Source organism: Streptomyces sp. NPDC001093 (assembly GCF_040298985.1).
Taxonomy (GTDB): Bacteria; Actinomycetota; Actinomycetes; order Streptomycetales; family Streptomycetaceae; genus Streptomyces.
Genome location: NZ_JBEPBF010000023.1, coordinates 69,127 through 92,200, shown reverse-complemented (window position 1 = coordinate 92,200; position 23,074 = coordinate 69,127). Strand labels below are relative to the sequence as shown.

Genomic DNA, 23,074 nt, shown 5'->3' with positions numbered 1-23,074 from the left:
GGACCGGCGCTAAGAAAACGTCACCGGCGCGTCAAGATTCGCGGGACACGGGGGACGGGGGCCGGGACCGGCATGGGGGACAAGCACGGCATACGCGACGCGTCCGAGCACTATCTGGACGGTTTCGCCCGGACGTTGTCCGAGGTATCGGCCACCGGGCGGCGGCTGACCAGAGAGGAACTGAAGACCCGTCGGACCCTGGGCGAGCAGGCGGCCGAGGCGGGGCACGGACTGCGCGCGCTGATCGTGGCCCACCTGGCCGCCACCCGCGCCACCTGGCCGGCCGTGCCCGGCTCGGCCGAGAGCAGCCTGGCCACGCTGGCCGCCGTGGAGCAGGCGATCGACGCGTTCGCCGAGGGCTACGAACGCGCGCAGCGGCTCTCGGTGCGCCGCGAGGAGGCCGCGCGCCGGGAGTTCATCGACGACCTGCTCTACGGCCGCAGCGACCTGGGCCGCCTCGTCGAGCGCGCCGAACGCTTCGGCCTGCACCTGTCCCGGGCGCACGCGGTGGCCGTCGCCGAGGGACCGTCCGCCTACGTCGAGAGCGGGCCGGTCGCCCGCCGGGTCGAGGCCGCCGTGCTGGCCCGCTTCGACTCGCGCAGCATCCTGCTCACCACCAAGAACGGCCGGCTGCTGTGCATCGCGCCCGGCGACGAGGACGAGATCCTCCTGCACTTCGCCAAGCAGGCGTACGCGGCGACGGGCGGCGACGGCGCGGCGCTGCGGGTCGCCATCGGCCGCCCGCAGCACGGCGCCGGCGGGGTCGTGCAGTCGTACGAGGAGGCTCTGGCCGCGCTGGAGATGGCCGCCCGGCTCAACCTGCCCGGGCCGGTGCTGCGCGCCGCCGACCTCCTCGTCTACCCGGTGCTGGCGCGGGACCGGCAGGCGCTGGTCGACCTGGTGACCCACACCCTCGCCCCGCTCACCAAGGCCCGCGGCGGGGTCGTACCGCTCCTGGACACGCTCGGCGCGTACTTCGACTCCGGCTGCGTCGCCGCCGAGGCCGCCCGCCGGCTCTCCCTCAGCGTCCGCGCGCTCACCTACCGCCTGGAACGCATCCACACGCTCACCGGTGCCGATCCCGCCGACCCGGCGCACCGCTACATGCTCCAGACGGCCGTGATCGGCGCGCGCCTGCTGGACTGGCCGAACCAACCGCTGTGAACGGCGGCTTCGGTGCGATGAAAGTACTTGCATTTAAGGAAAGTACTGTCCATGCTTGCGGTATCCACCGGGGCGGCGCGACCACCCGCCCTCCAGGACAACCGCCCGCATGGAGGCACGCATGAACAGCACGGGGGAACCGATGGACGCCCGGCAGGCGCGGGAGGCGCTCGCCGCCGCCTGCGCCGCACGGACCGCGGCACGCAAGGAGAGCGAACGCAACAGGCCGCGCGGTTACGCCATCGGCCAGGGCCTGACCTTCGCGGCCGGCTTCACTGCACTGGGCGTGGCCGACCGGGAGCCGCAGTGGGGAATCTGGCTCCTGCTCGCCGGCCTCGCGAGCCTGATCGCCTTCTTCGTACTGATCTGGCTCGGCGCGCACCACGGCGGAGTGACGCGCTGGATCCGCCGGGACTGCGGGCCCGGCCGCCCCGCCTGGCATGCCTGGGTGGTGCCGTTCATCCCCCTGGCGATCAGCATCCCGGCCGCGATGGTGTACGGCACGACCGGCTGGCTCGTCGCCTTCGGTCTGGCCTCCGGCGCGGACTACATCCTGCGCGCGACCTGGAAGGAGGGCACCGCATGACCGGCCCCGCAGGCGGTACGCCCCCCGCTCTCGACCGCGAACTGCACCACCCGACCCGGCTGGCCCTCGCCGCCTACCTCTCCGCCTGCGGCGAGGCGGAGTTCGCCGTCCTGCGGGACTACTGCCAGGTCTCCGACTCCACCCTGAGCAAGACCCTCTCCGCGCTGGAGAAGACCGGCTACGTCAGCATCCGCAAGGGCTACCTCGGCAAGCGCCCGCGCACCTGGGCCGCGCTGACGTTCACCGGCCGCAGGGCGCTCGCCCGCCATCTGGCGGCGCTGGAGGAGATCGCGGCGACGGCCCGCCGGGCCGCGGGTGCCGGTGCCGGCGCGGAGGAGACCCCCGGCGGCTGAGGGACCGCGGCCGGAGGCCTACTCCTCGTCGGTGGTGCGCACCGGCGTCGCCCGCCCCGGCTCCGGCAGCTCGGCCAGCTCCGCCCGGACCAGCAGGACGTCCCCGACGAAGAGGTCGTACACGACGATCCCGATCACACCGCCGACCAGCGGCCCGACGATGGGGATCCACCAGTAGCCGCTGTACACGCCGGACACACTGCCCGGGAAGGCGAGGCTGCCCCAGCCCGCCGCATAGGTGAACAGGCGCGGCCCGAAGTCACGGGCCGGGTTGATGGCATAGCCCGCGTTGGCGCCGTAGGACAGGCCGATGGCGGCGACGACGAAGCCCACGATCAGCGGGGCGAGGTTGGCTTTCACGGCCTGGTTGCGCAGGTCGAGGACGGCGGCGATGAGCATCAGCAGGAACGCCGTACCGACGATCTGGTCGATCAGCGGCCCCCAGATCCCGCCGTGGTAGTACGCCGCCGGGAAGGTGGCGAAGATCGAGAAGGTGGCGTTCGTGTGCCCGTTCACCTTCGGCGCGGGCGAGATGGCGTCATACGCGTTGATCGCCTGGTGGTACACGAGATAGACCAGCGCGGCGCCGGTGAGCGCGCCGGCCACCTGCGAGAACCAGTACGGCAGGACCTTCGCCCAGGAGAATCCGCGGCGCACCGCCATGGCCAGGGTCACCGCCGGGTTGATGTGGGCACCGCTGACGCCGCCGGCCACGTACACGCCGAAGACGACGGCGAACGCCCAGCCCCAGGCGATCAGCAGCCAGTCGCCGGCCGCCAGGAAGATCGTGGTGGGGGTCGCCGCACGGCCGGAACCGGGCAGCGCGGCGACCGCCGTCGCGACCACGCCGCAGCCGAAGGAGATGAGCACGAAGGTCCCGAGGAACTCGGCGAGACACTCGCCCAGCAGTCCGCCCCGGCGTCTGAGCCGGGACGGCTTGATGATCGCGGGGATTTCGACAGCCACGGAGGCCCCCTTGCGGAGAGCGGTACGGCCAATGAAGAGAGCAATACGACCAATATCACGATATTGGCCCATGAAACCCCTCCCCGCAGGATGACCGTGCCCCGTCAGCCCTCAGGGTCCCCGGTCAGCTGTCGAGGTCGTCGGCGAAGTGCCGGAACCCGTGCCGGTCCCGGTGCATGCCCCACAGCGTCTCCGCCAGCACGGCCGGGTCCTTGCGCGCGTGCCCCGGAGTGATCGCCCCCGGGATCACCAGCTGCGCGACATGGATGCCCTCGCCGGCGAGCCGCTCGTGCAGCAGATGGCCGTACGCGCTCTCCGCGGCGAACGCGATGGACGTCCCGGCCCGGTCGGTGTGCGGTACGACGGCGGTCCCGCCGTTGACGAGCAGGATCGTGCCGCGCCCCAGCCGGCGCATCCCCGGCAGCACCTGCTGCACGGCGGCGACGGGGCCGTACACGGAGAACTCGATGGGGCCGATCAGATCCCGGTACCGGGTCTCCAGCACGGGCCGCATGAAGTCCCGGTGCGGCACCGGGCTGTACTGCAGCACCTCGACGGGGCCGACCTCGTCCGCCGCCCGCCGCAGAGCCGCGGCCAGCTCCTCGGGCCTGCGCACGTCGGCGACGAACGCCCGGGCCGTCACCCCACTGCCCTCGAGGTCCCGCACCAGCGGGTCGAGCCGGTCGAGTTCCCGGGCGAAGAGGGCCACCGCGAACCCCTCCCGCCCGAACCGCCGCGCGACGGCCGCCCCGAGCCCGGGCCCGGCGCCCACAATGGCGATACTGCTCATGCCCACCATCCGTACCGCACCGGGCACCACCCCACACCGCTAGACGGCCTCGAGCTCGACCGCCTGAGCGTGGGGTCCGCGGATCCGCTCCACCTGTACGGCCGTGACGGCCCGTACGGCGAGGGCACCGGCGATCGCGGCGCCCACCACGGCGGCGTCGCACACGAGCAGCGGCCACACCTCACTGTAGGCACGCCCGATGATCTCGTCCGTGGAGTCGCGGTACACGACCCCCACCCCGCCGAGCGTCCCGAGCAGCCACAGCGCCCACCACACGTTGACGGATCCGGGCAGCCGCCGTCCGGGAGCGCTGCAGCGGAAGGCGTCGACGACGATCCCGCGCGGTATCCACAGATTGAACACGGGCAGGATCCACCCGAGATACACCCAGAACCCCAGGTACTTCGGCGTTTCCCCCGACAGCGCCCGCGCGTTGTCCCGCAGCCGCCACAGCCAGGACAGGAACAGCAGGGCACAGACCAGGCCGGCCCAGGCCCCCGCCGAGGTCACCCAGTGGTACGAGTCCTCCAGGGAGTTGAGCGGCCGGTGCACCCCGTTCCCCTGGTCCGGCGGCCCGTCGCCCGGCTCCCCCGCGACGGCGAGCCGCACCTCCCACACCCCGCGCACGAGCCAGGCGAGCCCGGCGAGCAGCAATCCCCCGACAGCCAGCTGCCCGGCCACCCGCACCGGACGGTACGCCGGCCGGTGGGCGGCGAACTGATCTTCCTTCTCGGTCACCCCGCCATCCTGTCGTACGAAAGCCGCAGGCCACCAGGGGCCTCGGGCGAAGGGGGCCGCTACGCCGTCCGGGTGTATCCGTCACGCGGTTGGCCGCGCGTCGGGCGACGCGTGCCCGGTCCCACGGCAAAGGATGGCCAGTAGCCGACGTATGGCGTGCGCGGACCGCGAGCAGCAGGAGACAGACGACTTGTGAGCATCCTCAACGAACCCCATGGTGCCGCCACGGCCGAGGACGCCTACGAGAGCGAGGTGCCGGTCCGGGGCAGGCAGCCCGGCAACGTCGTGGTGAAGTGGCTGACGACCACCGACCACAAGACGATCGGCACGCTGTATCTGGTGACGTCCTTCGCGTTCTTCCTGATCGGTGGCGTGATGGCACTGATCATGCGCGCCGAACTGGCCCGGCCCGGCCTGCAGATCGTCTCGAACGAGCAGTTCAACCAGCTGTTCACGATGCACGGCACCGTGATGCTGCTGATGTTCGCGACACCGCTGTTCGCCGGCTTCACCAACTGGATCATGCCACTGCAGATCGGCGCGCCCGACGTGGCGTTCCCCCGGCTGAACATGTTCGCCTACTGGCTCTACCTGTTCGGCTCGCTCATCGCGGTGGGCGGCTTCCTCACCCCGCAGGGAGCGGCCTCCTTCGGCTGGTTCGCCTACTCCCCGCTGACGGACGCGGTCCGCTCGCCGGAAGTCGGCGGCGACCTGTGGATCATGGGTCTGGCCTTCTCCGGTTTCGGCACCATCCTCGGCTCGGTCAACTTCATCACCACGATCATCTGCATGCGCGCACCCGGTCTGACCATGTTCCGCATGCCGATCTTCGTGTGGAACGTGCTGCTGACCGCCGTACTGGTCCTGCTGGCCTTCCCCATCCTGGCGGCCGCGCTGTTCGCCCTGGAGGCGGACCGCAAGTTCGGCGCCCACGTCTTCGACGCCACCAACGGCGGAGCACTGCTGTGGCAACACCTCTTCTGGTTCTTCGGACACCCGGAGGTGTACATCATCGCGCTGCCGTTCTTCGGCATCATCAGCGAGATCATCCCGGTGTTCTCCCGCAAGCCGATGTTCGGCTACATGGGCCTGATCGCCGCGACCATCTCCATCGCCGCCCTGTCCGTGACCGTGTGGGCCCACCACATGTACGTCACCGGCGGGGTCCTGCTGCCCTTCTTCTCCTTCATGACCTTCCTGATCGCCGTGCCGACCGGTGTGAAGTTCTTCAACTGGATCGGCACGATGTGGAAGGGCAGCCTGTCCTTCGAGACCCCGATGCTCTGGGCGGCGGGCTTCCTCGTCACGTTCCTCTTCGGCGGCCTGACGGGGGTGATCCTGGCCTCCCCGCCGATGGACTTCCACGTGTCCGACTCGTACTTCGTGGTGGCCCACTTCCACTACGTGGTCTTCGGCACGGTCGTGTTCGCCATGTTCGCCGGCTTCCACTTCTGGTGGCCGAAGATGACCGGCAAGATGCTGGACGAGCGCCTCGGCAAGATCACCTTCTGGACGCTCTTCGTCGGCTTCCACACCACCTTCCTGGTCCAGCACTGGCTGGGCGCCGAGGGCATGCCGCGCCGCTACGCCGACTACCTGGCCGCCGACGGCTTCACCACCCTCAACACCGTCTCCACCATCGGCTCGTTCCTGCTCGGCCTGTCGATGCTGCCGTTCCTCTACAACGTCTGGAAGACGGCCAAGTACGGCAAGCCGGTCGCCGTGGACGACCCCTGGGGCTACGGCCGCTCCCTGGAGTGGGCGACCTCCTGCCCGCCCCCGCGGCACAACTTCGTCACGCTGCCCCGCATCCGCAGCGAGTCCCCGGCGTTCGACCTGCACCACCCCGACATCGCGATGCAGGAGCACGAGCACCCGGTCCCGGCGCGGCCCGACCGGGGACAGGGGTGAGCGGTCCGCCGAGGCAGGGCGCCGACGACGCGCTCGCCAACGAGGTGGAGGGATACCTGCTCTGGCAGGCCCGCATCGCCGAGGCCGAGCGGCGCGCCCGGGAGTTCACCGGCCCCCTGGAGTGGCTGACGACGGCGCAGCGCGAGGAGATCGAACACCGCTACACCGCCGACTGCCTGGCCCGCTCCCGGGCCGACCTGGAACGCATCGCGGCCCGCTGCACATCGCTGCGCGCCGAGTACGAACACCGCTACCAGGAGCTGAAACGCCGCTGTGTGGCCCTGACCCTCGCCGTGTGCGCGGGCTGCACGGCCCTGGCGACGCTGCTGCTGCTCCTGTGAGCCGTCAGGCCATCCAGAAGAACACCGCCGTCATCCGCTTCTCCGCCAGCTCCTTGCCGCAGTAACCCGTCGCGCTGTGCACGAGGTTGGCGTTGTAGAGGAGGAGGCGGTTGTACTTGTGGGGGACGCGGACGTCCTCCTCGAAGTGGTCGGCCGGGACGAACCTCGTGCCGAGGGCCTCGACGAGGTTGTTGTGCGGGGCCTGGACGATGTTGCCGCCGAGCCGGCCGCCGGGCAGCGACTGGCGGTAGAAGGCGGTGCCGCAGTCCTTGGGGACACCGGGGTTCAGGTACAGCACGGCGGCGTACCGGCACAGGGCGCGGGAGTCGGTGTGCGGGCGGGGCTCGCTCTCGCCCTCGCCGACCACCTGGACGCAGTTGTGGTTGAGGGTGCCGCCGCCGGGCGCCTGCTGCACCCACAGCTTCTTCGCGCCGGTGGCCTTCTTCACCAGGTCCTCGACACGGGCGAGTTCACCGGGCTCCAGACCGGGCATGGCGCGCAGACCGGGCCAGGTCTCGGAGGTGTACGGGTAGCCCTCGACCCAGTCGTCCTTGGCCAGGCACCGCTCCCGTACGGCGTCCGCGCCGGGCAGGACGTCGTCGAAGACCCAGTAGTCGCGGCCCTTGGTGGGCTTGCGGTAGGGCAGGACGGGAAGGGCGGCGGGCATGCGGGGCGGTGGCTGTGGGGGCATGCGGCGAATCTATGCCGGGGTTTCGTCTCGCCTCTCCCGAGGAATGGTCAACTCTTCTTTACCCGCCGCACAGATACAAATCTTTACCTGCCGCACCGATACGTTCGGCGTCCGCATCCGTACTGCTGTGCGTCCGAACCGCCCCGCGCCGTCACCGTGGGCGGGATCCACGACCGGGCAGGAGGAACGGTGCGCTTTTCGCGGAACGCGACGGGAACGCTCTTCGTGGGTGGTGCGATGGCCGTGACCCTCGCGGCACTCGCCTACCCGAGCATGCTCGGCTTGACCAAGGTGACCACCGCGCAGGACCGCGTCATCGCCAACACCCAGTGGGGGCCGCTCACCGAGCAGGACCGGGACTTCGTGGTGAAGGTGCGGGCCGCCGGTCTGTGGGAGTACCCGGTGGGGCAGATGGGTCTGCAGAAGGGCACCGCACCGGCGGTCATCACGGCCAGCAAGCACCTGGTCGACGGGCACGCGGCCCTGGACACCACCTGCCGCAAGATCGCGCCGATGCTGAACATCACGCTGCCCAACCTGCCCAGCCCCCAGCAGCAGGGTTTCGTCAGCCAGTTGAAGGCGGACAGCGGGAAGAAGTTCGACAGCGACTTCGCCAACATCCTGCGGATGACGCACGGCGCGATCTTCAACACGATCTCGAAGATCCGCTCCACCACCAAGAACTCGCTGGTGCGCGCCCTCGCCGACCAGGCCAACAACACCGTGCTGGACCATATGACGGTGATGGAGAAGACCGGTCTGGTCGACTTCGACCAGACCCTCTTCCAGCAGACCACCCCGCCCAAGCTGCCCGACTCCGACCTGACCCCGCCACCCCCGGCCGCCGGTCAGCCGGAGGTGGTGCTCACCCCGCCGCCGAACCCCACGTCGACGCCCGCCGACCTCAGCGGGCTGACCGGCGGCAGCGGCGGCACGAGCCCGAGTCCGGGGGCCAGCCCCGCCCCGACGGCGGGTTAGGCCAGCCACACGGTCGTGTCCGGCGGGAGGGTCCTGCCGCCGAGCGGGGAGCTGGTCAGCAGCACCTCGCCCGGCGGCAGCCGTACCGGCCCGTCGCCGAGGTTGGTCACGCAGCGCCAGCCCTCGCAGCGGGTGAAGTCCAGCACGCCGGCGGGGGCGTCCGGCATCCAGGTCAGCGTCTCGCCCTCCAGCAGCTTGCGGCGCAGCCGCAGGGCGGTGCGGTACAGCTCCAGGGTCGAGTCCTCGGCCTCGGTCTGCGCCTCGACGGCGTACGCGGCGAAGGACGACGGCTGCGGCAGCCAGGCGCCGCCCGGCCCGAAGCCGTACGACGGTCCGTCCGCCGTCCACGGCAGGGGCACCCGGCAGCCGTCGCGGCCCTTGCGGACATGGCCGGTCTGTTCCCAGATCGGGTCCTGCAGCACCTCGGTGGGCAGGTCGGCGACCTCGGGCAGGCCGAGTTCCTCGCCCTGGTAGAGGTACGACGATCCGGGCAGCGCGAGCATCAGCAGGGTCGCGGCGCGGGCCCGGCGCAGCCCGGCCCCGGGGTCGATCGCGGGCGCGGTGCCGCCGGACAGCAGCCAGGCGGCCGGGTCGGTGCCGGGCGGCAGCATCAGCCGGGAGACGTGGCGTACGACGTCGTGGTTGGACAGCACCCAGGTGGCGGTGGTGCCGGCGACCCGGGCGGTGGCCAGCTCGTCGGTGATGACCCGGCGGAGTTCCCCGGCGTCCCAACGGGTCTCCAGGTACTCGAAGTTGAAGGCCTGGCCGAGTTCGTCGGGGCGGGCGTACAGCGCGCGGCGGGGGCCCGGGACCCAGGCCTCGGCGACGGCGGTGCGCGGCGGGCTGTAGGCGTCGAAGACCTTGCGCCAGTCCCGGTAGATCTCGTGGACCTCGTCGCGGTCCCAGTACGGGTGGCTGCCCGGCGCGACGAGCGGCAGGGACTCCTCGCCGGTCGCGCCGATGTTCCCGATGTCCCGCAGCGGCTCGGCGAGGTCCTTGGCGAGGCCGTGGGCGACGTCGACACGGAAGCCGTCGACGCCCCGGTCGGACCAGAAGCGCAGCGTGGTGCGGAGGTCGGCGCGGACGTCGTCGTCGTCCCAGTTCAGGTCGGGCTGTTCGGGGGCGAAGAGGTGCAGGTACCACTCTCCGTCCGGGGTCCGCTTCCAGGCGCTGCCACCGAAGACGGACTGCCAGTCGGTGGGCGGGAGTTCACCGTGTGCGCCCCGGCCGGGGCGGAAGACGTAGCGCTCGCGGGCCCGGGAGCCGGGGGCGGCGCGCAGGGCCTCCTGGAACCAGGGGTGCTGGTGCGAGGTGTGGTTCGGGACGATGTCGACGACGACCTTCAGACCGAGCCGGTGGGCCTCGCCGACCAGGGCGTCGAAGTCGTCCAGGGTGCCGAGGCGGGGGTCCACGTCCCGGTGGTCGGCGACGTCGTAGCCGCCGTCGGCGAGTTCCGAGGGGTAGAAGGGGCTCAGCCACAGGGCGTCGACGCCGAGCCCGGCGAGGTGGCCCAGGCGCTGGATGATGCCGCGCAGATCGCCGAGTCCGTCGCCGTCTGCGTCGGCGAAGCTGCGGGGATAGACCTGGTAGATGACGGCCTGCCGCCACCAGTCGGGGTTCTTGGAGGAGAGGTCGGGGGAGCGCTCTGCCATACGGGATCCCTTCGGGAAGGAGGACGATACAGGGAATCTGTCCACATTGCCCGGAAAGGAACCTTACGAGCGAGTGCCACCCCGCTGGGGCGCGACGCGGCCTAAGGCCGTTCCACCGTCTGCAGGTACAGCTTCACGTAACGGTCCACGTCGACCTCCAACGCCACGTCCACCAGGGCCTGTTCACGTCTGCCCTCGTGGATCTCGGACTCGCCGGGGCGGGGACGGCGGTCGACGATCGTCTGCCCCCGGGCCGGGCCGGGGGCGAGGGCGACCTCGACCGGCAGCAGGCGGGTGGTGATGCCCTGCGGGTCGGCGACCGCGCACACCGCGCCCGCGTCGCCGAGGCCGCCCGCCTCCTCGGCCTCGGGGGCCTCGCCCTGGGTGGTCGGCCGGTGGGCGAGGAGTTCACCGGCCAGCCGGGTGCCGGGGTCGCTGCTCGCGCGCATCCGGTGGACGTCCGCCGCGTCCACGACGACCTGCATGAAGACGTCGAGGCCGTACATCGTGATCGGCACGCCGGCGGTGAGCAGGATCGCCGCCGCCTCCGGGTCGTGCCAGACGTTGAACTCGGCGACCGGCGTGGCGTTCCCGACCGCCACCGCGCCGCCCATGAAGACGATCCGCTCGATGTTGCGGGTCACCTCCGGATGGGTGCGCAGGAGCAGGGCGATGTTGGTCAGGGGCGCGGTGGGGATCAGGGTGACCGGGCGCGGCGAGGCCAGGATCTCGCGGTGGAGGAGGGATACGGCGTCCAGCCCGGACGCGCTGCGTCTCGGCGCGGGCAGGCCCAGGTCGCCCATGCCGTCGGAGCCGTGCACGTGCTTCGCCGGGCGGGCCGGCTCGATCAGCGGGCGTTCGGCGCCCCGGCCCACCGGGATGTCCGGGGCGCCCGCCTGCTCCAGCACGGTCAGGGTGTTGCGGACCACGCCGTCGACGTCCGTGTTCCCGGCCACGCAGGTCACCGCCCGCAGATCGAGACCCGGGTGGCGCACGGCCAGCAGCAGGGCGAGGGCGTCGTCGACACCGGTGTCGCAGTCGATGATCACGGGGATGGGCTGACCTGTCACGGCGGACTCCTTCCGTCAAGCCGACCTTAGATCAGTACGGCCACTCCCACAGGCCGGTCACTCCCACAGGGCGGTGCCGCGCGCGGCCACCCGTCCGGCGATCCGGGACAGCAGCTCCGGCACCGGCAGCCCGCCGGGCCGGCGGCCGTCCCGCAGCCGTAGGGCGGCCAGGCCCGCCGCGGCCTCACGGGCGCCGATCACCGCCTGGTACGGCACCAGGCGCGCGGCGCGGATCCGGGCGCCGAGACTGCCCTGCTCCGGACCCGCGAGTTCGGCCCGCAGCCCCATCTCCACGGCCTGGCGCACGACCTGCGCCGCCTGCTCCAGCTGCTCCTCGCCGACCGGCAGGACGGCCAGCTGCACCGGGGCCAGCCAGGCCGGGAAGGCGCCGGCGTGCGCCTCGATCAGATGGGCGACGGCCCGCTCGACGCTGCCGATGATGCTGCGGTGCACCATGACCGGGCGGTGCCGGGCGCCGTCCGCGCCGATGTAGTGCAGGTCGAAGCGGGCCGGCTGGTGGAAGTCGATCTGCACGGTGGACAGGGTGGACTCGCGGCCGGCCGGGTCGGCGATCTGCACGTCGATCTTCGGGCCGTAGAAGGCGGCCTCGCCCTCCGCCTCCTCGTACGCCACGCCGGACGCGTCCAGGACCTCCCGCAGCAGCTCGGTGGCCCGGCGCCACAGCTCCGGATCGGCGACGTACTTCCCGCCCTCCCCGGGCAGCGACAGCCGGTGCCGTACCGCCTCGATGCCGAGGTCGGCGTAGGCGCGGGCGATCAGCTCCAGCGCGGCGCGGGCCTCCTGAACCGCCTGGTCCAGGGTGCAGAAGATATGGGCGTCGTTGAGCTGGATGGCGCGGACGCGGGTCAGGCCGCCGAGGACGCCGGACAGCTCGGCGCGGTGCATGCTGCCCAACTCGGCGATGCGCAGCGGAAGTTCCCGGTAGCTGTGGGAGCGGGAGCGGTAGATCAGGGCGTGGTGGGGGCACAGGCTGGGCCGCAGCACGACCTCCTCGGACCCGTGGGGGCCCAGCTTCATCGGCGGATACATGTCGTCGCTGTAGTGGTCCCAGTGCCCGGAGATCTCGTACAGCTCCCGTTTGCCGAGCGCGGGCGAGTACACGTGCCGGTACCCGGCCAGGCGTTCGGCCTCGCGGATGTACTCCTCCAGGGTGTGCCGTACGACCGCGCCGTCCGGCAGCCAGTACGGCAGGCCCGCGCCCATCAGCGGGTCGGTGTCGAACAGACCGAGCTCGCGGCCGAGGCGGCGGTGGTCGGGGAGTGGGGCGTTGGCGTTCACGGGGGGTCTCCTCGCTGCGGGAGGCGAACGCCCACGGAACGCCGAAGCCCCGGGGCGTTCGCCCCGGGGCTTCGATGCTGGTCAGGTGTCAGCGCGCCGGGACGGTCTCCGGCGTCGTCGTGCTCTTCGGGCACTGCTGGGCGCGCTGCATGGGCCAACCGTAACAGGCGCGCGAGCGACAGGTCGCCTCCATTTCCGCGACCGCCCACCCGGATTCCGCGGACCACTCACCCGGACGGCCCGGGAGCGCTGGTGGCCCGGTCGGGGCGGTGGTGCCGTGAGATCAGGCACCACATCAGCAGGAACCCACCGGCCGCAGCCCCGGAGGCACCTCGATGACCTCTCTGCACGACGCGCTACGCCCCCGCGGCCTCCCGCTCTGGGTCACTCTCGCCGGTCTCCTCGCCATGGGCGGCTGCGCGGCCCTCGCTCTGAACCAGCCGGAGACCGCGACCCCGCCCCTGCCGACGATCGACAAGCCGTCGCCGTCGTCGAAGACGTCCACGCGGCCCGACGGTTCCACCCTCACCGACGAGCAGGCGCAGGCCGCCCTCCTCAACGAGAACGACCTGGGCGCCCCCTGGACGGCGACCCGCGGGGCGGCCACCTGGCGGGACCAGCTGCTGAAGGCGTCCACCTCGGCCGGCGCGTGCCAGCGGCTGCTGGACGCCCTCTACACCGACGAACTCCTCGGCGGCCCCGCCCGCGTCGCCGTAGGCCTGGACGACCCCGACACCAACGCCCAGCTGCGCTACCAGATAGCCGCCCGCCGCCCCGCCGACGTGGACGCGGCCCTCGCCTGGCTGAAGTCGATGCCGGCGCAGTGCGCGCGCTTCACGGCCACCACGGGGACCGGGATCACGGAGGACGTCCAGGTCACCGACGCCCCGCTGCCGCAGGTCGGGGACGCGCGCCAGGGCCTGCGGGTCAGCCTCGCCGCCACCGATTCCGACAACCGGCACGCCGTGCTCACGCTGGACGTGGCCGCCGTCCGGGTCGGCCCGGACGCGTTCGCCCTCACCAACGGCGGACTCGGCGACGTCCCGAACGACGCGACCCAGGCCGCCGTCCAGATCGGCGCCCTGCGCCTGACGGACATCCGCAAGCAGGGAAGGGCACAGGTGTGACCCTCGACGTCTACAGCGGCGGCTGCGCCGGCGCCGGGCCCAGGGTCGTCGTCCCCGGGGTCGTACGGTGGCCGAGGCCGGTGCGGTAGGCGTCCAGGGCGGCCTCGACACGGCCGGTGCGGCGCAGCAGGTCGCCCAGGAGGCGGCACAGGTCGGCCAGGTCGCCGACGGCGCCCGCGCGTTCCAGGATGCTGAGGGCGCGGACGTAGTGCTCCTCGGCGGCCTCGGTGTCCCGGGCGTCCTCGGCGATGATGCCGAGCAGGCGGTGGGCAGCGGCGGCGTGGACCGCGCCGCGCTCGGAGGAGAAGTCGCCGAGGACGCCCTCCAGGAGTACGGCGGACTCCTCCGACTTGCCCCGGCGGTGCAGCACGTCGGCCAGTTCCACGGCGGCCTGGCTGCGGTACAGGGCGGCCCGGGACTCGGCGAGCATGGCATGCGCCTGGCGCAACTCGGCCTCGGCCCGCTCCAGGTCGCCGTTCTGGGCGCAGACGTAGCCGCGCATCCAGTGGCAGTTGGCCAGCTCGGTGCGCAGGCGCAGCCGGCGGTACAGCTCGGCCGCCTTGGCGAGGGAGGCGTCGGCCTCGGTGACCCGGCCCTCGGCGATCAGGGTGCGGGCCACCGACCGGTGCATCCGGGCGATCAGCGCGGGGTCGCCGGCCTGCGGCGCGAGCGCGAGGGCGAGCTCGGCGGCCTGGGCGGCCCGGGCGTGCGCGCCCATGTCCATGTACGGGCCGATCACGCTGGCGTAGAGCAGGAGCAGGGCGTCGGGGTCGTGCAGTCCGCCGCGGTTGAGTTCGTCCAGCGTCGATTCCAGCAGGTAGACGGCGTAGCGGAGTTCGCCGGCCAGGTAGTGCGCCACCGCACGGCCCCGGACCGCCGGGACGCGCACCGGCAGGGACTCGTCCGCGAGGTGTGCCTCGGCGCGCTCGAAGGACTCCCGCGCCTTCTCCAGCTCACCTGTCTCCAGGGCGCATTCGCCCTGGCCGAGCAGCGCGGTGGCCTGCTCGGAGCCCAGTCCGTGGGTCTCGGCCTCCGCGAGCAGCGCCGCGTACGCGCCGGCGGCCTCCTCGGCCCTGCCGTCGGCGAGGACCCGCTGGGCCTCGGTGAGGCGCAGGCGCAGGTCGGTGGCGAGGTGGGCGGGGCGGCCGACGGCCAGCTCCTCGAAGGCGACGCCGAGCCGGCCGGCGATGTGCCGCAGCGCCTCGTCGGAGGCCCGCACCCGGCCCGCCTCCAGGGTGGAGATGTACGCGGGGGTGTAGGCGGGCTCCGCCAACTGCCGCTGGGTCAGCCCGCGCTGGTTGCGCAGTTGCTGTACGCGCCGTCCGATGACCGCAGGGTCGTCCCGTTCCCGCATCGCGCCGAACCCCCAACTCCCCTGGAGCCCCTTGCCGTTGGGCCCGTTCAACCCCTAGGTTAAACGGCGGATTAAGTGTGCTTAATACGTCGCTGTTGTGTTGCGAGGTCACCGTGCCCGGACGCACATCCGAACCCTACGGAAACACCACCGCACGCAGGGCCGTCGCCGCCGCGGTGATCGCCGCGACGGCCCTGATCCTCGCGGCGAACGCGGGCCCGGCCCGGGCGGCGGAACCCCGGCCGACGGCCCAGGCCCAGCACATGGAAGCACGGACGAAGGCAGCCCGTACGCCACTGGGCGCGGGTCAGGTCCGGACTGCCTCCCACGGCATGGCCGAGAGCAACGGCTCGACTGCGCACAGGTGACACTGTTCGCCGCACCGCCGGAGGCCTACGCTGCCGACCATGACCTCTGCCGCCGCCCGCACCGCCCTGGACCTGACCTCCGACCTGCCGGTGGCGCGGTGGGAGGACTTCTACCGCGACCTGCACCGCCACCCCGAGCTGTCCCTGCGCGAGCACCGCACCGCCGGGACGCTGGCCGGGCGGCTGAAGGGCGCCGGGTTCGAGACCGTCGAGGGCGTCGGCGGCACCGGGGTCGTGGGCCGGCTGGCCAACGGCGACGGGCCGACGGTGCTGCTGCGGGCCGACATGGACGCGCTGCCGGTCGAGGAGGCCACCGGGCTGCCGTACGCCTCGGAGGCGGACGGGGTGATGCACGCGTGCGGGCACGACCTGCACGTCACCTGGCTGACCGGCGCCGCCGAGGCACTGGCCGCCGGGCGGGACACCTGGCAGGGCACCCTGCTGGTGGTGGGCCAGCCCGCCGAGGAGACCGGGCAGGGCGCGGCCCGGATGGTCGCGGACGGACTGTACGAGCGGTTCGGCCGGCCGGACGTGCTGCTCGGGCAGCATGCCGCTCCCGGCCCGGCGGGCCTGTACCCGCACGCGCCGGGCCTGATCATGTCGGCGGCGACGGACGTGGACATCGTGGTGCACGGCCGGGGCGGGCACGGTTCGCGGCCGGAGGCGACCGTGGATCCGGTGGTGACCGCCGCCTACCTGGTCACCCGCCTGCAGACGGTCGTCTCCCGGGAGCTCGCGGCCGGCGAGTCCGCCGTGCTGACCGTGGGCCGGATCGAGGCCGGCACCCGGCACAACATCATCCCGTCCGAGGCCCGGATCTCGCTGAACCTGCGCAGCCAGTCCGAGGAGGTACGGCAGCGGATGCTGGCCGCGATCCGGCGCATCGCGCACGGCGAGTGCCTGGCCGCCGGCTGCCCGCGCGAGCCCGACATCACCATCGGCAACACCTTCCCGCTGACCGTGAACGACGCGCCCACCGACAGCACGGTGGCCGCCGTGCACGGCGAGGTCTTCGGCGCGGGCACCGTGTTCGACCCGGGCCCGGCGATGGGCAGCGAGGACTTCCCCGCGCTGGCGCTCGACGGCGCCATCCCGTACTCGTACTGGTTCGTGACCACCACCCCGGCCCAGGTGTGGGACCAGGCCCCCGGCGACACCTTCCCGGAGAAGTTCGCGGCCGTACCGAGCAACCACAGCCCGCACTTCGCGCCCGACCTGTCCGTGATCGGCCCCGGCGTGCGCACGCTGGTCTCCGGGGCGCTGGCGCTGTTGCCGGTGGCGTGACGGGACCTACCGGGCCGCCGCCTGGAGCTGGTGCAGCTGCCGCCGCACGTTCTCCAGCGCGCCCTGCCGGCGACCCGGCACCCGCAGCCGCAACTGCGCGAGCGCGGGCCCGAGTTCACGGGCAGCCGCCGCGTCCGTGATCCGGCCCCACTGATGGTGCGCCCGGTCCACGGCCGCCTCCACGGCGGGCGCGTCCACCGCCTGCCCGGCGGCCAGCCGCACCCCGGCCACCGCGAGCCAGGCCCGGCAACTGCGCACCGCGTCCCCCGCGAACATCGCGAGGTCCGCCCGGACTTCGGCCCAGTGCAGCGCCTCGTCGGAGGCCGCGCCATGAGCACGCACGGCGAGCTGCTCATGCCGGGCGGCAAGCGCATCGGCCTCACCGTGCCGGCCGTCCCGCACGGCCGCGCTGATGGCGGCGTGGGGGTCCCCTCCGGTGGCGCGGGGGTCCGGCTCGACGGCGAACGGGGGTCTGGGGGCGGGGCCCCCGGGGACGGCCAGCACCAGGTCACGCCCGGCACTCGACTCCGCGATCCGCCCCAACGCCTGCTCGTGCAACCGGGGAAGCGGCGGCCGGTGCCCACTGCGCAGCAACGTGGCCACCGCCTTCATGTACGCCGGCTCGGCCACCCCGCGCCGCCCGGACCCCGGCGCCACACGACCGTGAACGGCGGCACTGGCACCGCAGTCCAGGCCGCGCTCGGCGACGTAACTCCACGCCTCCGCATCCGCGTGCAGGTCCACGACCAGCGCGGTGTCCGCGGCGGAGCGCAACCGCAGCTCCTCCCGTATCCAGTGCCAGGGCAGCGCGGTGTAGCGGACGGTCGCCGCGGTGGTGCGCGCCAGCGCCAGATGCGGCAGCCGCTGCCGGCGGTCCAGCTGCAGCTGCCCGGCGATGTACACGGTCAGCGGCCCGGGCGCGGCCGCGGCGGCACGCAGCCGGGTCAGTACGGCCTGCGGCTCCAGCGGATCGGCGAGTTCGACGACGTTGGCGGTGTCGGTGCCGGACAGCACGGCGGGGGCGACGGCGGCCAGCACCGGCAGCACACCGGCCGCGTCCACCAGGCGCCCCCGGCCGAGCGGCGAGGCCGCGAGCAGCAGCACGGTTCCGGGCATCGGTCCTCCCCCTGTAGCCCCTGTCGGCCCTGGCGACCCTGCCGAGCCTGGTCGGCTCCGCACGCTCTCCAGCCAGCACCGTAACCGCTGCGGCCGCACACGCGCGCCCCGGGAACGCCTCAGGACCGCAAACGTCCCCCTTCGCCGTCTTCGCCCGCCGCCTCCCGCATCCGCCGCACGGCGAACACCGTGGTGTCGTCGACCAGCCGGCCGCCGCAGTGCCGCAGCACGCCGTCGCGGACCAGCCGGACCAGCAGCCCGGGGTCCGGGCGGCCCGCCCCGGCGGCGACCGCGGACGCGAGCTCCCGGTCCAGCGGATAGAAGGTGCCCCGCCGGTCGCGGGCCTCGGTCACCCCGTCGGTGACCAGCAGCAGGGTCTCGTCGGCGGCGAGCGGCACCCGGTGCACGGGCGGCAGACCGCCCACCAGGTCGGCCAGGCCGAGCGGCAGCCCGTCGCCGCTGGGCAGCTCGCGCACTCCGCCCGGGCCGACGGCGAGCGGGGCCTCGTGGCCGAAGTTGACGACCTCGATGGTCTCCGGGGCGTCCTCGGGGAAGCCGATCAGCACGGCGGTGGCGAACCGGTCGCCGTCCGCGCGGCCGAGCGCGGTGGTGTGCCGGCGGTGCCGCAGCATCCGGATCTCCAGGCGCTCGGCGACGGTCGCGAGGTCCTTCTCGTGGTAGCCGGCCTCGCGGAACGTGCCGAGCAGCGCGGCGGCGGTCTCCACCGCGCCGAGCCCCTTGCCCTGCACATCGCCGACGAGCAGGCGGGTGCCGTGCGGGCCGGGCTGGATGTCGTAGAAGTCGCCGCCGACCCGGGCCTCGACGTCGGCCGCCAGATACACCCCGGCGTGCTCCAGCCCGCCCCAGCGCGGCGGCAGCGGCCGCAGCACGGTACGGCGGGTGGTCTCGGCGATGTCCTGGATGTGCAGGGTCTGCCGCTCCTTGCGCAGGCGCACGGCACAGGCCACCACGGCCAGCATGCCGCCGAGGGCCACCAGGACGAAGTCGCCGAGACCGGCCCGGTACTGGTCGGGCCAGGCGCTGTCGACGGCCACGTACGTCACCACCGCGAGCACGGCGAAGGCACACGTCGTCCACACCCCGCAGATCGCGGCGGCCGTACCGGGGACCAGCACGATCCAGGAGACGATCCGGAACCGCTCGGTGGTGTTGAAGTCCAGCAGCACGATGCCGACGAGCAGCAACAGGGGCGGCACCCAGGCGACGTTCCGGCCGCGCACGCGCAGCAGCTGGCGCCGCCGCCCGTACTCCATCTCCGTCACGGCGGGCAGCCCTCCATGTCTCTCGGCGTCTCCCAGCGAAACACGCGAGACAACCCGCCGCATCCGGGCACCCGTCACTCTCCTGGCCGACTTGCCAGGCCCCGTCCCCCGGTGTGCTCTGGAAGGCGGGGGCGAGGAGAGAGGAGTGCTCTCATGGCTCAAGCGGCACCCGTGCCCGGCGGCATGTCCCGCCCCGGCCGCAGGGAGATCGGGGAACGGCTTCCCGGCGGACGGCGCACCCGTCCGCCCGACGTCTTCGGCGCGCGCACCCACCGCATCGCCCACTTCGCCGTCCCGGTCGTACTGGGCCTGGTCTACGGCTACTGGGTAGCGGCCGACGCCCGCCAGGGCGGCCCCATCACCGGCGGGAACCTGCTGCTCGGTTGGCTCAGCGCGCTGGTGTTCGCGGTGGTGTCGATCGCGCTGCTGAGGCTGGCCCCGCGGATGACGCGGGAGGTGCACGCGCTGCTGTGGTCGGCGTTCACCGGTATCGCGTTCGGCTTCCTGTACATCCAGACGCCGCACTCGGTCTGGCGGTCCGTGATGATGTCGCTGCTCGTCGCGGGGTGCACCTTCGGCTCGTTCTTCTACCGCTACTACACGCGCGAGGACGCGTTCGGGCGGCGGGTCCGCTAGCCGCGAGGATGTGGGCGTGGGTCCCGGTGGGACGGGACCCACGCCTCCCCCGTGTTCCCCACTTCCCTCGTCCCGGCCTTGCACCGGTCTCCTCCCCCCAACACCAGGAAACACCCGTTCGGGTGAACCCTCCACCGGAGATCGGAGTCCCCGGCTCCGCCAAGGGGCGCGGGTCCGCTCGGCCGGTGCGGGCCGGTTCCGCCAAGGGGCGCAGGTCCTCGCCCGAACGGACGCGTCCCGCTCGCGCCCGCGCCCGCGGGGCCGTTGTCTGAAAGCGTGCCCCCACGTCTCAGGAGCGCCCTGTCGGCCGTACTGCTCGCCCTCGCCTGCCTCCTCGTGCCCTTCGGCGCGCTGGCGGCCTGGGCGGCGTACGGGCTCGTCGACACGGGCCGGTACGTCACCACGATGGCGCCGCTGGCCGCCGACCCGAACGTGCGGGAGGCCGTCGTGGACACGGTCGGTGACGGCATCCTGCGCGCGGTGGGCCAGCATCTGGACGTCCGCCCGGCGGGGGACTCCGTCCGCCCGTTCGTGCGGGACGCGGTGCGCTCCTTCACCCAGACCGAGGCGTTCCGGCTGGCCTGGGACACCGGCAACCGGGTCACCCACGACGCGATCCTGCGCGCCCTGCGCGACGAGGAGGACGGCGGGGCGGCCGGGCGGCCGGTCACCGTCGACCTCGCCGCCGTCACCGACCAGGTCAAGCGTCAGCTGACCCGGGACCATGTGCCGCTCGCCGCGCGGATCCCGGTGGAGCACACCGCGGTCTCCGTGCTCCCGGCGGGCGAACTGGCCTCCTTCCGGAAGGGTTTCCACGTGCTCGAAGTCGCCGGTTTCTGGCTGCCGGTGGCGGCCGTAGCCTTCGCCGCCACCGGGATCGCCCTCGCCGTCCACCGCCGCCGCGCCGTCGCCGCGACCGCGCTGGGCACGGCCCTGGGCGGCGCACTGCTCGCCCTGGCCCTCGCCGCCGGCCGCGGCCTCACCCTCGCCGGCCTGCCCGCCGACGTGCCCCATCCGGCGGCCGGCGCGGTCTACGACGCCCTCACCGGCACCCTGCGCGCGACGGCCTGGCTGCTGCTCGGCCTGGGCCTCACGGTGGCGCTGACCGCCTGGCTGACCCGCCGTCCGCACCTGCCCCGCCGTTCGAGCCCGACCGGCCGTCCGCGGCTGCTCCGCCCCGCACCCACCCCCCACCCCTCCGCCCCACCGGTATCGCCCCCACCCCCCGCCCCGGCCCGGACAGCGACCCGGGCCCAGGCCTGACGACCCGGGCACACGTCCCGGCGCGCACTTGTCCCCAGCCTGTGGATACACGCGCGGAGTTCCGGCCAGGGGCGCGGACCTGGGACGACTCCGGCCGGTCGGGAACGAACCGACGATAATGGCCGCATGTCGCGAGAGTTCCCCATCGGCCTCACCCCTCCCGACTGGCTGGTCCGGAACCTCCGCCCGCAGCAGGCCCCCGTCAACAAGGCCGCCATGGCCCGCGCCGCCGTCGCGATGGCCCTCCCCCTGGCGGCCGGCCTCGCCACCGGCCACCCGGCGTACGGCGCCCTCGCCTCCATGGGCGCCCTGTCCGGCGTCATCGGCGACACCGCCGACGCCTACCGCATGCGCATCCTCAACATCGCCGTCCCGCAGCTCTTCGGCGCGGTCGGCGTGACGCTGGGCACGCTGGTGTACGGCCACGGCTGGTACGCGGTGGCCGTGGTGACCGGGGTCGCCCTGCTCTCCGGCATGATCTCGACGATCGGCGCGGTGGCCTCGGTCTCCGGCCTGCTCCTCCTGCTGAACTGCGTGATCGGCGCCGGTCTCCCGCTCCCCCACCCCTGGTGGCTGGCCCCGGCCCTGATGACGGGCGGCGGCCTGCTGGTCCTCCTCCTCGCCCTGCTGGCCTGGCCGTTCCGCTCGGGCGTGCCCGAACGCGCGGCGGTGGCGGACGCCTACCGCTCCGTCGCCACGCTCCTCACCGTCTCCGGCACGGACCGCACCGAGGAGTACGACGAGGCCCGCCGGTCCGTCACCCAGTCCCTCAACCAGTCCTACGACCTGATCCTGGCCCGGCGCGCCCGCCACCACGGCCGCAGCCGCGAACTCACCCGCCTGCTGGCCCAGTTGAACGCCGTCATCCCGGTGGTGGAGGCGGCCCCCGCGGCCCACCTGGCGGCCCGCCCCCTGCCGGCCCGGATCCCGGAGACGGTCCGCCACCTGGCCCAGGCGGTCGAGGCGGGCCGGACCGGCCCGATGGCCCTCGACCTCCCGGAACCGGCGACGGAGACCGCCCGGGCGGTGGACCACGCCCTGCGCCACACGGCCGAGGTGGTGACTGCCCCCGACGTGGACCCCCGGGGCATCGACGACCGCCTGGGCCGCCCGGCAGCACTGGGCATCCGCACAGCCAGAGCGGCCCGCAACGTCGTCCTCTCGGCCAACTCCTGGCGCTACGGCCTGCGCCTCGCGGTCTGCATCGGCATCGCCCAGGCCCTGGTGTCGCTGATCCCCGTTCCCCGCTCCTACTGGGTGGCCCTGACGATCACCTTCGTCCTCAAGCCCGACTTCGGCTCGGTCTTCTCCCGCGCCCTGCTGCGCGCCCTCGGCACGGTGGCGGGCCTGCTGATCGCGGCGGTGGTCCTGGCGGAGGTCCCGCTGGGCTGGTGGGACGTGGTGGCGATGCTGGTCCTGGCCCCCCTCATCCCGGCCCTGACCCCGCGGGGCTACGGCTACCAGACGGCCGCGATCACCCCGGTGATCCTCCTCCTCTCGGACATCCTGAACCACCAGGGCACGGCGTTGCTGCTGCCCCGCCTGGCGGACTCCCTCCTGGGCTGCGCGATCGCACTGACGGCCGGCTACCTCCTGTGGCCGGAGAGCTGGCGCACCAGGGTCGGCGACCGCCTGGCCGACGCGGTGGCGGACACGGCGCGGTACGTGGAGACGGCGTTCGCCACCGACGGGGACCCCGCCGCCCGGGCCCGCATGCGCCGTCGCCTCTACCGCGACCTGTCGGTGATCCGTACGGAGTTCCAGCGGGCCCTGACCGAACCACCGCCGACCGGCCGCCGCGCCGCCGCGTGGTGGCCGCTGGTCGTAGCGGTGGAACGGATCGTCGACGCGACCACAGCCGCGCGCGTACGCGTACGGCACGGGGCACCGCCCCCGGCCCCGGCCGAGATCGCCCAGGTGGTGCTGCAGCTCCGGGAGCTGTCGGAGGGCGTACGGGACGCGGAAATCCTCACCCCGGTCCGCACGGACCTCACCGGTCCCGCGGGCAGCGTCCTGGAGCCCCTGCGCCAGGAGGTCGCTGCGGCCCGGTCGATCGCTTCCCCCCACTGAGTGCTTCGCTAACCTTACGTGTCCGTCCTGGCCA

General features: G+C 73.2%; 22 protein-coding genes. 12 read left to right on the top strand and 10 right to left on the bottom strand.

Annotated elements, in window-relative coordinates; genetic code table 11:
* The first annotated feature begins 72 nt into the window (after positions 1 to 72).
* From ABT288_RS14785 to ABT288_RS14775, 3 genes are all read left to right on the top strand, one after another.
* The gene (locus ABT288_RS14785) at positions 73 to 1,164 is read left to right on the top strand and encodes a PucR family transcriptional regulator (RefSeq protein WP_351606869.1); all 1,092 of its coding nucleotides are present in this window, start codon (positions 73 to 75) and stop codon (positions 1,162 to 1,164) included.
* A 121-nt stretch (positions 1,165 to 1,285) separates the two neighbouring features.
* Complete coding sequence (locus ABT288_RS14780) at positions 1,286 to 1,750, top strand: hypothetical protein (protein ID WP_351606866.1); 465 nt, start codon at positions 1,286 to 1,288, stop codon at positions 1,748 to 1,750.
* Positions 1,747 to 2,103, top strand: a complete 357-nt coding sequence (locus tag ABT288_RS14775; protein ID WP_351606864.1) for a winged helix-turn-helix domain-containing protein — start codon at positions 1,747 to 1,749, stop codon at positions 2,101 to 2,103. Before ABT288_RS14780 ends, ABT288_RS14775 begins: the two co-directional genes overlap by 4 nt.
* 18 nt (positions 2,104 to 2,121) lie before the next feature.
* Here ABT288_RS14775 and ABT288_RS14770 read toward each other — a convergent pair whose 3' ends face one another.
* From ABT288_RS14770 to ABT288_RS14760, 3 genes are all read right to left on the bottom strand, one after another.
* On the bottom strand, positions 2,122 to 3,069 hold the full coding sequence (locus ABT288_RS14770; protein ID WP_351606861.1) for an MIP/aquaporin family protein: 948 nt from the start codon (positions 3,067 to 3,069) through the stop codon (positions 2,122 to 2,124).
* Positions 3,070 to 3,193: 124 nt separating this feature from the next.
* Positions 3,194 to 3,859, bottom strand: coding sequence for an SDR family NAD(P)-dependent oxidoreductase (locus tag ABT288_RS14765; RefSeq protein ID WP_351606858.1), 666 nt, complete (start codon positions 3,857 to 3,859; stop codon positions 3,194 to 3,196).
* A 39-nt stretch (positions 3,860 to 3,898) separates the two neighbouring features.
* Positions 3,899 to 4,597 carry a DUF4328 domain-containing protein gene (locus ABT288_RS14760; RefSeq protein WP_351606855.1) on the bottom strand — a complete coding sequence of 233 codons (699 nt, stop codon included), beginning with the start codon at positions 4,595 to 4,597 and terminating at the stop codon, positions 3,899 to 3,901.
* Between the two features lie 192 nt (positions 4,598 to 4,789).
* On the opposite strand from ABT288_RS14760, the gene ctaD reads away from it, so the two are divergent.
* Positions 4,790 to 6,508, top strand: a complete 1,719-nt coding sequence (gene ctaD, locus ABT288_RS14755) for an aa3-type cytochrome oxidase subunit I (protein WP_351606852.1) — start codon at positions 4,790 to 4,792, stop codon at positions 6,506 to 6,508.
* On the top strand, positions 6,505 to 6,849 hold the full coding sequence (locus tag ABT288_RS14750; RefSeq protein WP_351606850.1) for a cytochrome C oxidase subunit I: 345 nt from the start codon (positions 6,505 to 6,507) through the stop codon (positions 6,847 to 6,849). The genes ctaD and ABT288_RS14750 overlap by 4 nt, the downstream gene beginning before the upstream one ends.
* A gap of 4 nt (positions 6,850 to 6,853) precedes the next feature.
* Here ABT288_RS14750 and ABT288_RS14745 read toward each other — a convergent pair whose 3' ends face one another.
* Positions 6,854 to 7,540: a DUF6445 family protein gene (locus ABT288_RS14745; protein ID WP_351606847.1), complete on the bottom strand. Its 687-nt coding sequence runs from the start codon at positions 7,538 to 7,540 to the stop codon at positions 6,854 to 6,856.
* A gap of 237 nt (positions 7,541 to 7,777) precedes the next feature.
* On the opposite strand from ABT288_RS14745, the gene ABT288_RS14740 reads away from it, so the two are divergent.
* Positions 7,778 to 8,518 carry a DUF4142 domain-containing protein gene (locus ABT288_RS14740; protein WP_450858667.1) on the top strand — a complete coding sequence of 247 codons (741 nt, stop codon included), beginning with the start codon at positions 7,778 to 7,780 and terminating at the stop codon, positions 8,516 to 8,518.
* On the opposite strand, the gene ABT288_RS14735 is transcribed toward ABT288_RS14740, so the two are convergent.
* The 3 genes from ABT288_RS14735 to thrS all read right to left on the bottom strand — a co-directional run bounded on the left by ABT288_RS14735 (position 8,515) and on the right by thrS (position 12,539).
* Positions 8,515 to 10,170 carry a glycoside hydrolase family 13 protein gene (locus tag ABT288_RS14735; RefSeq protein WP_351606845.1) on the bottom strand — a complete coding sequence of 552 codons (1,656 nt, stop codon included), beginning with the start codon at positions 10,168 to 10,170 and terminating at the stop codon, positions 8,515 to 8,517. The two genes, ABT288_RS14740 and ABT288_RS14735, sit on opposite strands and share 4 nt — an antisense overlap.
* Before the next feature lie 101 nt (positions 10,171 to 10,271).
* Positions 10,272 to 11,240, bottom strand: coding sequence for a nucleoside hydrolase (locus ABT288_RS14730; RefSeq protein ID WP_351606842.1), 969 nt, complete (start codon positions 11,238 to 11,240; stop codon positions 10,272 to 10,274).
* A 57-nt stretch (positions 11,241 to 11,297) separates the two neighbouring features.
* Positions 11,298 to 12,539 (bottom strand): threonine--tRNA ligase, encoded by a 1,242-nt coding sequence (gene thrS / locus ABT288_RS14725; RefSeq protein WP_351606840.1) that lies wholly within the window; start codon positions 12,537 to 12,539, stop codon positions 11,298 to 11,300.
* A 335-nt stretch (positions 12,540 to 12,874) separates the two neighbouring features.
* Between thrS and ABT288_RS14720 the strand changes: the two genes are divergently transcribed.
* Entirely contained in the window at positions 12,875 to 13,666 is a 792-nt protein-coding gene (locus tag ABT288_RS14720) for a hypothetical protein (protein WP_351606838.1), read from the top strand.
* Positions 13,667 to 13,676: 10 nt separating this feature from the next.
* Here the strand turns inward: ABT288_RS14720 and ABT288_RS14715 are convergent, their stop codons facing one another.
* Positions 13,677 to 15,020: a helix-turn-helix domain-containing protein gene (locus ABT288_RS14715; RefSeq protein WP_351606891.1), complete on the bottom strand. Its 1,344-nt coding sequence runs from the start codon at positions 15,018 to 15,020 to the stop codon at positions 13,677 to 13,679.
* A 113-nt stretch (positions 15,021 to 15,133) separates the two neighbouring features.
* On the opposite strand from ABT288_RS14715, the gene ABT288_RS14710 reads away from it, so the two are divergent.
* Positions 15,134 to 15,388, top strand: a complete 255-nt coding sequence (locus ABT288_RS14710) for a hypothetical protein (protein ID WP_351606835.1) — start codon at positions 15,134 to 15,136, stop codon at positions 15,386 to 15,388.
* Positions 15,389 to 15,427: 39 nt separating this feature from the next.
* Positions 15,428 to 16,672: an amidohydrolase gene (locus ABT288_RS14705; RefSeq protein ID WP_351606832.1), complete on the top strand. Its 1,245-nt coding sequence runs from the start codon at positions 15,428 to 15,430 to the stop codon at positions 16,670 to 16,672.
* A gap of 6 nt (positions 16,673 to 16,678) precedes the next feature.
* Here the strand turns inward: ABT288_RS14705 and ABT288_RS14700 are convergent, their stop codons facing one another.
* Together ABT288_RS14700 and ABT288_RS14695 are read right to left on the bottom strand one after the other, a co-directional pair.
* Positions 16,679 to 17,788, bottom strand: coding sequence for a hypothetical protein (locus tag ABT288_RS14700; protein WP_351606829.1), 1,110 nt, complete (start codon positions 17,786 to 17,788; stop codon positions 16,679 to 16,681).
* Positions 17,789 to 17,907: 119 nt separating this feature from the next.
* Positions 17,908 to 19,062: a PP2C family protein-serine/threonine phosphatase gene (locus ABT288_RS14695; RefSeq protein ID WP_351606888.1), complete on the bottom strand. Its 1,155-nt coding sequence runs from the start codon at positions 19,060 to 19,062 to the stop codon at positions 17,908 to 17,910.
* Between the two features lie 162 nt (positions 19,063 to 19,224).
* Between ABT288_RS14695 and ABT288_RS14690 the strand changes: the two genes are divergently transcribed.
* The 3 genes from ABT288_RS14690 (at position 19,225) to ABT288_RS14680 (ending at position 23,040) form a co-directional block, all read left to right on the top strand.
* A complete protein-coding gene (locus tag ABT288_RS14690; RefSeq protein WP_351606826.1) occupies positions 19,225 to 19,707 on the top strand; it encodes a hypothetical protein in 483 nt (160 codons plus the stop codon).
* A gap of 276 nt (positions 19,708 to 19,983) precedes the next feature.
* Positions 19,984 to 20,970, top strand: coding sequence for a hypothetical protein (locus ABT288_RS14685; protein WP_351606824.1), 987 nt, complete (start codon positions 19,984 to 19,986; stop codon positions 20,968 to 20,970).
* A 126-nt stretch (positions 20,971 to 21,096) separates the two neighbouring features.
* Positions 21,097 to 23,040 (top strand): FUSC family protein, encoded by a 1,944-nt coding sequence (locus ABT288_RS14680; RefSeq protein ID WP_351606822.1) that lies wholly within the window; start codon positions 21,097 to 21,099, stop codon positions 23,038 to 23,040.
* Positions 23,041 to 23,074: the final 34 nt, after the last annotated feature.